This window comes from Buttiauxella noackiae ATCC 51607, from assembly GCF_001654865.1.
Classification (GTDB): Bacteria; Pseudomonadota; Gammaproteobacteria; order Enterobacterales; family Enterobacteriaceae; genus Buttiauxella; species Buttiauxella noackiae.
On the sequence record NZ_LXEO01000062.1, the window covers coordinates 1 to 12,711 of the forward strand.

Here is a 12,711-nt window from a genome sequence, read left to right on the forward strand (position 1 = left end):
AATTTACGAAAACCACTCTCATTTCCTCGATATAATCCTCTGAAAATCACGCCATAAACTAGTTTAACCCCCTGCCTATAAAATTCGCGCTTAAGTGAAACATTTTCAACTATCTTATGAATACTCGACATTTGACAGTCCGCGAGTTATCTTCAGCTATCTGGATGTCTAAACGTTTAAACGTATGTTTTGAGGATATAAGGTTATGCCAATTCGGGTGCAGGATGAGTTACCAGCTGTCAATTTCCTGCGGGATGAGAATGTCTTTGTCATGACAACATCGCGCGCAAGCAATCAGGAGATCCGTCCGCTCAAGGTGCTCATACTTAATCTGATGCCGAAAAAGATTGAGACGGAGAACCAGTTTTTACGTCTGCTTTCTAACTCTCCTCTACAGGTTGACGTTCAGTTGTTACGCATTGATTCGCGCGAATCCCGTAATACACCAACTGAGCACCTCAATAACTTCTACTGTAATTTCGACGATATACAGGATGAAAATTTTGATGGGCTTATCGTTACCGGTGCGCCATTGGGCCTGGTTGAGTTTAACGATGTGGCCTACTGGCCGCAGATCGAACAAGTGATTCATTGGGCTAAAGATCACGTCACCTCAACGCTATTTGTCTGTTGGGCTGTGCAAGCTGCACTCAATATTATTTACGGTATTCCTAAGCAAACGCGCAAAGAGAAATTGTCGGGCGTATATGAGCATAACCTCACTTACCCGCACGCGCTGCTAACTCGCGGCTTTGATGATACTTTCCTGGCGCCACATTCGCGTTACGCCGATTTCCCTGCATCGTTGATCCGTGACTACACCGATCTCGAAGTTCTGGCCGAGTCAGAAGAAGGGGATGCTTACCTTTTTGGTAGCAAAGATAAACGCATTGCATTTGTAACGGGCCATCCGGAATATGATTCACACACGCTTTCAGGTGAGTATTTCCGCGACGTAGAAGCAGGTCTGAATCCAGATGTGCCTTATAACTATTTCCCGGGTAATGACCCGCAGAAGAAGCCGCATGCAACCTGGCGTAGTCACGGGAATTTACTGTTCACAAACTGGCTGAACTACTACGTTTATCAGATCACACCTTTCGATCTGCGTCATATGAACCCAACGCTCGATTAAGCGTTTCAGCATCCCGTCACCTCTACGATCAAGGCACCTTTGGGTGCCTTTTTTATTTTCTAAAAACCACTTCCCTGACTGAATAATTTTTAACTTCATAAATATCAATGTGATAAAAGATTTTAAATTCAAAAATGGAAATTGTTTTTGATTTTAAATAATCATGAAGTAGTCTTAATCCTGTTGAGTGAAAACCAGACACTGGACGTACCAGATAGAATTGGCGTTATTGACGGGATGATATGAGGGGAGAGATCCAATGACACAACAGACAGTTAGCGCAGAGTTGGCCTTTAGCCAACCGTTTGGTGAACCAGAGCGACAGATACTGACGCCTGATGCAGTAGAGTTTCTCAGTGAGCTCGTCACCCGCTTTACACCGCAATGTAATAAGCTGCTGGCGGCACGCACCGTACAGCAGGCAGAAATTGATGCTGGAAAGCTTCCAGATTTTATTTCGGAAACAAGTTCCATTCGTGAATCTGAATGGACTATTCGTGGAATCCCAGCCGATTTACTGGATCGACGCGTCGAAATTACAGGCCCGGTTGAACGCAAGATGGTGATCAACGCTTTAAATGCTAACGTCAAAGTGTTCATGGCCGACTTTGAAGACTCACTGGCACCAAGCTGGAGCAAAGTTATTGATGGCCAAATCAACCTGCGTGATGCGATAAACGGCACCATTAGCTGGACAAACGAAGCAGGCAAAATTTATCAGTTGAAGCCTGATCCCGCGGTACTGGTTTGCCGTGTTCGTGGCCTGCACTTACCGGAAAAACATGTCACCTGGCGCGATGAACCTATCCCGGGTAGCCTGTTCGACTTCGCTCTTTACTTCTTCCACAACGTGGATGCCCTGCTGGCCAAAGGCAGTGGCCCCTATTTCTACCTGCCAAAAACACAATCCTGGCAGGAAGCCGCCTGGTGGAGCGAAGTTTTCAGCTTTACAGAAGATCATTTCTCGCTGCCACGCGGCACCATTAAAGCGACGCTGCTGATTGAAACACTGCCAGCGGTATTCCAGATGGACGAGATCCTGCATGCACTGCGCGATCACATTGTCGGGCTGAACTGTGGCCGTTGGGATTACATTTTCAGCTACATTAAAACCCTGAAAAATCATCCGGATCGTATCCTGCCCGATCGCCAGTCCGTCACCATGGACAAACCGTTCCTGAATGCCTATTCGCGTTTACTGATCAAAACCTGTCACCGCCGGGGAGCGTTTGCCATGGGCGGCATGGCGGCGTTTATCCCGAGTAAAGACAGCCAACGCAATGAGTGGGTGCTCAATAAAGTTAAAGCCGACAAACAAATGGAAGCCACCAACGGCCACGATGGTACATGGATTGCGCATCCAGGCCTCGCTGACACAGTAATGGAAGTCTTTACCAAAGCATTAGGCGATGACAAAAACCAGCTGCATGTTTTACGCGCAGAAGATGCTCCGATTACCGCCGAACAGCTGCTGGAAGCGTGTCCTGGTGAACGCACTGAAGCGGGAATGCGCGCGAACATCCGCGTCGCGGTGCAATACATCGAAGCGTGGATTTCAGGCAATGGCTGCGTACCGATCTACGGGCTGATGGAAGATGCCGCGACCGCCGAAATTTCGCGAACCTCAATCTGGCAGTGGATCCGTCACGAAAAAACATTGAGCAACGGCCAAACGGTTACCAAAGCGCTGTTCTGCCAGATGCTGGCCGAAGAGATGTTCGTGATTCAGGAAGAGTTAGGCGACAAGCGTTTCAGCCAAGGGCGCTTTGATGAAGCGGCTCGCCTGATGGAACAAATCACCACCTCCGATACGTTAATCGACTTCCTGACGCTGCCGGGCTACCGCCTGCTTGCCTGAACCCTACTTAAATAAAAATCAAGGAGCATCTGCCATGACTAAAACCTCACGCACCCAACAAATCGAACAATTACAACAAGACTGGACGCAGCCACGCTGGGAAGGCATCAAGCGCCCGTACAGTGCAGAAGAAGTGGTTAAGCTGCGCGGCTCGGTGAACCCTGAATGTACGCTTGCGCAAAATGGCGCGGCGCGAATGTGGCGCCTGCTGCATGGTGAATCGAAAAAAGGGTACATCAACAGTCTCGGTGCGTTAACCGGCGGGCAGGCGTTGCAACAGGCGAAAGCAGGCATCGAAGCCATTTATCTGTCCGGTTGGCAGGTGGCGGCAGATGCCAACCTGGCTTCCAGCATGTACCCGGATCAATCGTTGTACCCGGCGAACTCGGTGCCGGCAGTGGTTGATCGGATCAACAACACGTTCCGTCGCGCCGATCAGATCCAGTGGGCATCGAACATTGAAGAAGGTGATCCGCGTTATGTTGATTACTACCTGCCGATCGTGGCGGATGCAGAGGCCGGTTTTGGTGGCGTACTGAATGCTTTCGAGTTGATGAAATCGATGATTCAGGCCGGTGCGGCAGCCGTTCACTTTGAAGATCAGCTCGCATCGGTTAAGAAATGCGGCCATATGGGCGGCAAAGTATTAGTTCCTACTCAAGAAGCGATTCAGAAACTGGTTGCGGCACGTTTGGCCGCTGACGTTATGGGTGTTCCGACACTTGTTATTGCCCGTACCGATGCCGATGCTGCGGATTTGATTACTTCGGATTGCGATGAATACGACCGCGAATTCATTACTGGTGAACGCACGCAAGAAGGTTTCTACCGCACTCGCGCGGGTATTGAGCAGGCAATCAGCCGTGGGCTTGCCTATGCGCCGTACGCCGATTTGGTGTGGTGTGAAACCTCTAAGCCAGACCTTGAGCAGGCACGCCGCTTTGCCGATGCCATTCATGCGCGCTTCCCAGGCAAACTGCTGGCGTATAACTGTTCACCATCATTTAACTGGAAGAAAAACCTCGACGACAAAACTATTGCTTCGTTCCAGGAGGAACTGTCAGCAATGGGCTACAAATACCAATTTATTACACTCGCGGGCATCCACAGCATGTGGTTCAACATGTTCGATCTGGCACACGCCTACGCGCAGGGTGAAGGGATGCGCCATTACGTGGAAAAAGTGCAGCAGCCAGAATTTGCCGCAGCACCTGAAGGTTACACCTTCGTTTCCCATCAGCAGGAAGTGGGCACCGGGTATTTCGACCGTGTGACGACGATTATTCAGGGGGGAGCTTCTTCGGTGACGGCATTAACGGGGTCAACGGAAGAAGAGCAATTCTGAGTTCTTGTAGGGCGGATAAGCACCGAGTCATCCACCATTTAAAGTCGAAGGTGGACGACGCTTCGCTTTTCCACCCTAAATTTAGATGGGGTGCGTTATGACTCGTAGGCTGGAACTGTTAATTGCCCACACTATCCTGCAAGGTTTTGACGCGCAGTATGGCCGCTTTCTTGAAGTGACCGCAGGAGCCCAGCAGCGCTTTGAACAAGCAGACTGGCATGCAGTTCAGCAGGCGATGAAAAGTCGCATCCATCTCTACGATCACCATGTTGGCCTGGTGGTGGAGCAATTGCGTTGCATCACTGGCAGCCACAATACTGACGACGAGTTTTTACTGCGAGTCAAAGCGCAGTACACACAATTGCTACCCGATTACCCTCGCTTTGAAATCGCCGAAAGCTTTTTCAATTCTGTTTATTGTCGACTATTCGATCACCGCTCGTTATCTCCCGAGCGGCTTTTTATCTTTAGCTCTCAGGAAGAAAAGCGTTTTCGTGAGATCCCTCGTCCGTTATCGAAATCCTTTACCCCAGCTTTAGGATGGCAGCCACTTCTGCGCTCCTTGCTAAGAGATTTGCCTTTGCGTTTGCCGTGGCAAGATTTGGCGCGAGATGCGGGTTACATCATTGCGCATCTGACGGAAACCTTTGGTTCTGATGCTTTGCAGCAGGCATCCCTTGAGGTCGCCAATGAGCTGTTTTATCGCAATAAAGCCGCCTGGCTTGTAGGTAAGCTGGTTTTGCCGAGTGGTAAAGTGCCGTTTTTACTGCCAATTCATCGCACTGATGATGGCTATCTGGTCGTTGATACCTGTTTAACCAGTGCCGCCGAAGCGAGTATTGTCTTTGGTTTTGCCCGTTCCTATTTCATGGTTTATGCGCCACAACCTGCGGCTCTGGTGGAGTGGCTACGCGAGTTGTTGCCCGGTAAAACGACGGCCGAATTGTATATGGCAATTGGTTGCCAGAAACACGGTAAAACTGAAAGTTACCGTGAATATCTGACATATATCTCTGCTACTGATGAGCAGTTTATTGAAGCACCGGGTATCCGTGGCATGGTGATGCTGGTGTTTACGCTGCCTGGTTTTGACCGGGTATTCAAAGTGATTAAAGACAAGTTCGCGCCACAAAAAGAGGTTACTGCTGAGCGGGTGCGCGAGTGCTATCAACTGGTCAAAGAGCATGACCGCGTCGGGCGCATGGCCGATACCCAGGAATTTGAAAACTTTGTGCTGTCTAAACATCAAATTAGCCAGCCATTGATGGCGTTATTACAGCAGGAAGTGCCTGAAAAACTGACCGATCTCGGCGACCGTATTGCCATCAGCCATCTTTATATTGAACGCCGAATGGTGCCGCTGAATTTGTGGCTTGAGCAGGTAGAAGGGCAGCAATTACGCGATGCGGTGGAAGAATACGGTAACGCTATCCGCCAGCTTGCCGCCGCCAATATCTTTCCCGGCGACATGCTGTTTAAAAACTTTGGTGTGACACGCCACGGGCGCGTGGTGTTCTACGATTACGATGAAATTTGCTACATGACAGAAGTGAATTTTCGCAACGTACCGCCGCCGCGTTACCCTGAGGATGAACTCTCTGCCGAGCCGTGGTACAGCGTAGCGCTGGGGGATGTGTTCCCGGAAGAATTCCGCCACTACTTATGCGCCGACCCGCGTATCCGTCAGCTGTTTGATGAGATGCACAGCGATCTGTTTCGCGCCGATTATTGGCGGGCGTTGCAGGAGCGAATCCGTAACGGCCATGTGGAAGATGTTTTTGCCTATCGCAAACGCCAGCGTTTCTGCCAGCGTTTTGGACAATTACAGCAGGCGGGTTAGCGCCCGCCGCCATAAGCCTGAGTAATCTCCTTCGCCGCTTTAATCACTAACGCGCCTAACTCGGTAACGCGGTCATCAGTGATACGTGAAATCGGCCCGGAAATTGAAATCGCGGCAAAGGCTTCATGATGCTCGTCATAGATACACGCCGCTACACAGCGCAACCCCAACGCATGTTCTTCATCATCAAATGAATATCCGCGCTTACGCGTTTGCGCCAAATCTTCTTTCAAATGTAACGGAGAGGTGAGCGTCGCAGGGGTATAGCTATGCAGCCCTTTGCGATGCAGCAGAGTTGCCACCTGGTCGTCACTCAAATTCGCGAGAAACACCTTTCCTGCACCGGATGCATGCATGGGTAATTTGCCACCAATTGGGGCTGACATCCGCATAAGCTGCGCGCATTGCACCTGGTCGATAATAATCGCCTGATGATCGCTATGGTCGAGCACTGCCAGGTTCACCGTTTCGCCGGAGTCTTCCATCAACTTGCGCAGTATCGGGTGAACAATTGCCAACAGATTGCGGCTTTGTAAGAAGCTACTACCCACAACAAACGCATGTGCGCCAATCGTCCAGTGCCCGAGATCGCCGATCTGGCGTACAAAGCCAAGTTGTTGCATGGTGGTCAGTAGACGATGAGTCGTGGAGTTAGGTAAACCTGCTTGCTGCGCCAGCTCGGTGAGGGCAACACTACCGTGTGATTCAGCAATCCATTCAAGCAATTTCAGGCCGCGAGTAAGCGACTGAACCTGTCCGGTGGGTTGTGGTGCGGCCACTGTGGCAGCACGCGGTTTTTTTCCACGTTTGGCGGGAACGGCAGCAACCATAACTAACTCCTGTTTTCGTATCGTGGAAATCATTTTCGTTTTATTTGGCGATAATGCAACCAGCATTGGACTCATCGGATCAGTCAGGTGAACATGTCTCATGTTCCATTGCTTTGCGACTATTACAAGTTATGACAGTATGCCTTGTAGGCTGACAGGCTTGGGTAAACAGGTGGGAGTTAGAGTGAGCAATAAATTAGAAAAACTGCATCAGCAGTTGCAACAACGCATTTTGGTACTGGATGGTGGTATGGGAACCATGATCCAGAGCTACCGTCTTGATGAGAGTGATTTCCGTGGAGAGCGCTTTGCGGACTGGCCATGTGACCTGAAAGGGAACAATGACTTGCTGGTCCTGAGCAAGCCGGAAATCATTGCCGCTATTCACTACGCCTATTTTGAAGCTGGCGCTGACATCGTCGAAACCAACACCTTCAACTCAACGACCATCGCGATGGCGGATTACCAAATGGAATCCCTGTCGGCAGAAATCAACTTTGAGGCGGCTAAACTCGCCCGTGCTTGTGCTGATGAATGGACAGCACGCACACCTGAAAAACCACGCTACGTGGCAGGTGTGTTAGGCCCAACTAACCGTACTGCCTCTATTTCACCGGACGTGAACGACCCTGCATTCCGCAATGTGACCTTTGATCAACTGGTAGACGCTTATCGCGAATCTACACGCGCGCTGGTGGAAGGTGGCTCCGATCTGATTATGATTGAGACGGTGTTCGATACTCTGAACGCCAAAGCGGCTATTTTTGCGGTTAAAACTGAATTTGAAGCGCTGGGTGTTGATTTACCGATCATGATTTCCGGCACCATCACCGACGCTTCAGGCCGTACCCTTTCCGGCCAAACGACCGAAGCCTTCTATAACTCACTGCGTCACGCCGATGCGCTGACCTTCGGTCTGAACTGTGCATTGGGGCCAGATGAGCTACGCCAGTATGTCGCTGAGCTTTCACGCATTGCTGACTGTTACGTTACCGCGCACCCGAATGCCGGCCTGCCAAATGCTTTCGGTGAATACGATCTCGATGCAACTGAGATGGCCAACCAGATTGGCGAATGGGCTCAGGCAGGTTTCCTGAACATTATCGGCGGTTGCTGCGGTACCACACCTGCACACATTGCGGCAATGAGCAAAGCCGTAGAAGGCGTTGCCCCACGTAAAATACCAGACCTGCCAGTGGCATGCCGCCTGGCGGGGCTTGAGCCGCTGAACATTGGCGCCGATAGCCTGTTTGTCAACGTGGGTGAGCGTACCAACGTCACCGGTTCTGCCAAGTTTAAGCGCCTGATCAAAGAAGAAAAATATAACGAAGCGTTGGAAGTGGCACTTCAGCAGGTTGAAAGTGGCGCGCAGATCATCGACATCAACATGGATGAAGGGATGCTCGACGCCGAAGCGGCGATGGTACGTTTCCTCAATCTGATTGCCGGTGAGCCAGATATTGCCCGTGTACCAATCATGATTGACTCCTCGAAATGGGACGTCATCGAAAAAGGCCTGAAGTGTATTCAGGGAAAAGGCATTGTTAACTCCATCTCCATGAAAGAAGGCGTGGAGCCGTTTATCCGTCACGCAAAACTGGTGCGCCGTTACGGTGCCGCGATGGTGGTAATGGCGTTTGACGAAGTCGGCCAGGCGGATACCCGTGAGCGCAAAATTGAAATTTGCCGCCGCGCCTACAAAATTCTGACCGAAGAAGTGGGCTTCCCGCCGGAAGACATTATTTTTGACCCGAATATCTTTGCCGTTGCGACCGGGATTGAAGAACATAATAACTACGCACAGGACTTCATCGATGCGTGTGCCGATATCAAGCGCGAACTGCCTCATGCGATGATTTCAGGCGGCGTATCGAACGTGTCGTTCTCCTTCCGGGGCAACGACCCGGTGCGTGAAGCGATCCACGCGGTCTTCCTTTACTACGCCATTCGCAACGGCATGGATATGGGGATTGTTAACGCCGGACAACTGGCGATATATGACGATCTCTCGCAGGAATTGCGCGATGCGGTTGAAGACGTCATTCTTAACCGCCGCGACGACAGCACCGAGCGTTTGCTCGATCTGGCTGAAAAATATCGCGGTACGAAAAGCGACGATGGCGCGACTGCTCAGCAAGCCGAGTGGCGTAGCTGGGATGTGAAAAAGCGTCTTGAATATTCGCTGGTTAAAGGCATCACCGAGTTTATTGAACTCGATACAGAAGAAGCCCGTCAGCAGTCTGAACGCCCGATTCAGGTCATTGAAGGCCCGCTGATGGACGGCATGAACGTGGTTGGCGACCTGTTTGGTGAAGGGAAAATGTTCCTGCCACAGGTGGTGAAATCTGCGCGCGTGATGAAACAAGCGGTGGCGTACCTCGAGCCGTACATTGAAGCCAGTAAAGAGAAAGGCTCCACCAACGGCAAAATCGTGCTCGCCACGGTAAAAGGCGACGTTCACGACATCGGCAAAAACATCGTGGGTGTGGTGCTGCAATGTAACAACTATGAAATCATCGATCTTGGCGTAATGGTGCCTGGCGAGAAGATTTTGAAAACTGCCCGTGAAGTGGGTGCCGATATTATCGGCCTGTCTGGCCTGATTACGCCGTCGCTGGATGAAATGGTGAACGTCGCCAAAGAGATGGAGCGCCAGGGCTTTACGCTACCGCTGCTGATTGGCGGGGCGACAACCTCGAAAGCGCACACGGCGGTGAAAATCGAGCAGAACTACAGCGGCCCGACAGTTTATGTGCAGAACGCCTCGCGTACCGTAGGTGTCGTGGCGGCACTGCTTTCTCCGACTCAGCATGACGAGTTTGTGGAACGCACGCGCAAAGAATATGTCACTGTTCGAACCCAGCACGGTCGCAAAAAGCCGCGTACTCCGCCGGTCACTCTTGCTGCTGCCCGTGAAAACGATTTTGCATTTGATTGGGCAAGCTATACACCGCCCGTCCCGCATCGCCCTGGTGTGCAGGAAGTGACGGCGAGTATCGAAACGCTGCGTAACTACATCGACTGGACGCCATTCTTTATGACCTGGTCGCTGGCCGGGAAATACCCGCGCATCCTCGAAGATGAAGTTGTGGGTGAAGAGGCGAAACGCCTGTTTAAAGACGCCAACGATATGCTCGACAGATTGCATGCGGAAAAATTGCTGACGCCGCGTGGTGTCGTCGGTCTGTTCCCGGCAAACCGTGTGGATGATGACATCGAAATCTATCGTGATGAATCGCGCACCCATGTGCAGACCGTTGCACACCATTTGCGCCAACAGACCGAGAAAACAGGTTTTGCTAACTACTGCCTGGCCGATTTTGTGGCACCGAAACTCAGTGGAAAAGCTGACTACATCGGTGCGTTTGCGGTCACTGGTGGCATGGAAGAAGACGCGTTAGCGGAAGGTTATGAAGCACAGCATGATGATTACAACAAAATCATGGTGAAAGCATTGTCTGACCGTCTGGCCGAAGCTTTTGCGGAATATTTACATGAGCGTGTGCGTAAAGTTTACTGGGGCTACGCGCCAACAGAGAACCTCAGCAACGAAGAGCTTATCCGTGAAAACTATCAAGGGATTCGCCCGGCACCAGGTTATCCGGCCTGCCCGGAACACACTGAAAAAGCGACTATCTGGGAACTGCTGGACGTCGAAAATGTGGTGGGGATGAAACTTACTGAATCCTACGCCATGTGGCCTGGCGCTTCGGTTTCCGGCTGGTACTTCAGCCATCCTGATAGCAAGTACTACGCCGTGGCGCAAATTCAGCGCGACCAGGTGGAAGACTATGCGCGCCGTAAAGGGATGTCTGTTACCGATGTGGAACGCTGGTTAGCACCGAATTTGGGGTATGACGCGGATTAGTTTTTACTTTGTAGGTCGGATAAGCGTTAGCGTCATCCGACAAAAAGGGTGGATGGCGTGCGCTTATCCACCCTAAATTCCTTCCTTTTCCCCTTCTTACATCCCGAAACGTTTAAATCTCACCAGGCGTTATATACTGGAAAGAGAAGGAATTTCTTCGCTCAAACTAACCAGGAGAAAGTGTGCTGACTTTACTGCATTTGCTTTCTGCGGTGGCGCTATTGGTATGGGGCACGCACATTGTGCGTACCGGCATCATGCGCGTTTACGGTGCAAATCTCCGTAGCGTACTTAGCCGCAGTGTTGAAAAAAAACCGTTCGCCTTTTGCGCAGGTATTGGCGTTACCGCACTGGTGCAAAGCAGCAACGCCACCACAATGTTGGTCACCTCTTTTGTGGCCCAGGATTTGGTGGCGCTTACCCCTGCGCTGGTGATTGTGCTGGGGGCGGATGTTGGTACCGCGTTAATGGCGCGAATTCTGACCTTTGATCTCTCGTGGCTCTCGCCGTTACTCATCTTCATTGGCGTTATTTTCTTCCTCAGCCGCAAACAAACGCGTGCCGGACAACTTGGCCGCGTGGGCATTGGCCTCGGGCTGATTTTGCTGGCACTGGAGTTGATTGTTGCTGCGGTGACGCCAATTACTCAGGCATCCGGCGTGCAGGTCATTTTCGCCTCGTTAACCGGCGATATCATGCTCGATGCGTTGATTGGCGCAATGTTTGCCATCATCAGTTATTCAAGCCTTGCTGCGGTTTTACTGACCGCCACGCTGACTTCTGCGGGAATTATTTCGTTTGATGTCGCGCTATGTCTGGTGATTGGTGCCAACCTTGGCTCTGGCCTATTGGCGATGATCAACAACAGCACCGCTAACGCTGCTGCCCGTCGCGTTGCCCTCGGCAGTTTGTTGTTCAAGCTGGTGGGCGGCGTGATTGTGCTGCCGTTCGTGCATATTCTGGCGGATGCGATGCAAAAACTCTCCCAGCCGGAATCCGAACTGGTTATCTACTTCCACGTGTTCTACAACCTGATTCGCTGCCTGGCGATGGTGCCATTTGCCGGCGTAATGGCACGCTTTTGCCGTAAGGTGATTAGTGAAACGCCTGAAGTTGATGCCCGGATGAAGCCGAAACATCTTGATGTAACGGCTCTGGATACCCCAGCACTTGGCTTATCCAACGCAGCGCGTGAAACCTTGCGTATGGGTGATGTGCTGGAGCAAATGCTGGAAACCTGGAGCAAAGTGATGCACGGAGAGCCGCGCCAGGAGAAGGAACTGCGTAAGCTCGCCGATGATGTCGATGTGCTCTATACCGCAATCAAACTGTATATGGCGCAAATGCAGAAAGAGGAACTGGCAGAGGTTGAATCTCGTCGCTGGGCAGAGATTATTGAAATGTCGCTAAACCTGGAGCAGGCGGCAGATATCCTTGAGCGCATGGGGAGTGAAGTGGCGGATAAATCGCTGGCCACGCGTCGGGCATTCTCGCCAGATGGCCTGAAAGAGCTGGATATTCTGCTCCAACAATTAACCAGCAACCTGAAGCTTAGCCTGTCGGTATTTTTCTCCGCCGATGTGAACAGCGCGCGCCGTTTGCGCCGTAATAAACATCGCTTCCGTATTCTTAACCGCCGATTCTCACACGCCCACGTTGACCGCCTGCATCAGCAAAACGTGCAGAGCATTGAAACAAGCTCATTGCACCTTGGTTTGCTTGGCGATATGAAGCGCCTGAACTCACTGTTCTGCGCGGTCGCATACAGCGTACTTGAACAGCCTGACGATGACGAAAGGGACGAGTACTAATCGAAAAGGCACTTTCCGAAATGA

The 12,711-nt window shown here is 51.4% G+C and carries 7 protein-coding genes; 6 read left to right on the forward strand and 1 reads right to left on the reverse strand.

Features of this window, described 5'->3' with window-relative positions; genetic code table 11:
* Positions 1-205 precede the first annotated feature (205 nt).
* The 4 genes from metA to aceK all read left to right on the forward strand — a co-directional run bounded on the left by metA (position 206) and on the right by aceK (position 6,178).
* Positions 206-1,135: a homoserine O-acetyltransferase MetA gene (gene metA, locus M979_RS18865; protein ID WP_064556030.1), complete on the forward strand. Its 930-nt coding sequence runs from the start codon at positions 206-208 to the stop codon at positions 1,133-1,135.
* A gap of 259 nt (positions 1,136-1,394) precedes the next feature.
* Entirely contained in the window at positions 1,395-2,993 is a 1,599-nt protein-coding gene (aceB, locus tag M979_RS18870; RefSeq protein WP_064556031.1) for a malate synthase A, read from the forward strand.
* A 34-nt stretch (positions 2,994-3,027) separates the two neighbouring features.
* Complete coding sequence (gene aceA, locus M979_RS18875) at positions 3,028-4,338, forward strand: isocitrate lyase (RefSeq protein WP_064556032.1); 1,311 nt, start codon at positions 3,028-3,030, stop codon at positions 4,336-4,338.
* A gap of 97 nt (positions 4,339-4,435) precedes the next feature.
* Positions 4,436-6,178, forward strand: coding sequence for a bifunctional isocitrate dehydrogenase kinase/phosphatase (gene aceK / locus M979_RS18880; protein ID WP_064556033.1), 1,743 nt, complete (start codon positions 4,436-4,438; stop codon positions 6,176-6,178).
* On the opposite strand, the gene iclR is transcribed toward aceK, so the two are convergent.
* Complete coding sequence (iclR, locus tag M979_RS18885; protein ID WP_034457004.1) at positions 6,175-7,008, reverse strand: glyoxylate bypass operon transcriptional repressor IclR; 834 nt, start codon at positions 7,006-7,008, stop codon at positions 6,175-6,177. The genes aceK and iclR overlap by 4 nt on opposite strands.
* Positions 7,009-7,192: 184 nt before the next feature.
* On the opposite strand from iclR, the gene metH reads away from it, so the two are divergent.
* Both metH and M979_RS18895 read left to right on the forward strand, forming a co-directional pair.
* The gene (metH, locus tag M979_RS18890; RefSeq protein WP_064556034.1) at positions 7,193-10,876 is read left to right on the forward strand and encodes a methionine synthase; all 3,684 of its coding nucleotides are present in this window, start codon (positions 7,193-7,195) and stop codon (positions 10,874-10,876) included.
* A 182-nt stretch (positions 10,877-11,058) separates the two neighbouring features.
* The gene (locus M979_RS18895; RefSeq protein WP_034457002.1) at positions 11,059-12,687 is read left to right on the forward strand and encodes a Na/Pi cotransporter family protein; all 1,629 of its coding nucleotides are present in this window, start codon (positions 11,059-11,061) and stop codon (positions 12,685-12,687) included.
* Positions 12,688-12,711: the final 24 nt, after the last annotated feature.

Excerpts from the sequence above, each read along its gene's own strand:
- metA (WP_064556030.1), top strand. The coding sequence starts at position 206 with ATGCCAATTCGGGTGCAGGATGAGTTACCAGCTGTCAATTTCCTGCGG.
- iclR (WP_034457004.1), bottom strand. The coding sequence starts at position 7,008 with ATGGTTGCTGCCGTTCCCGCCAAACGTGGAAAAAAACCGCGTGCTGCC.
- aceA (WP_064556032.1), top strand. The coding sequence starts at position 3,028 with ATGACTAAAACCTCACGCACCCAACAAATCGAACAATTACAACAAGAC.
- aceB (WP_064556031.1), top strand. The coding sequence starts at position 1,395 with ATGACACAACAGACAGTTAGCGCAGAGTTGGCCTTTAGCCAACCGTTT.
- aceK (WP_064556033.1), top strand. The coding sequence starts at position 4,436 with ATGACTCGTAGGCTGGAACTGTTAATTGCCCACACTATCCTGCAAGGT.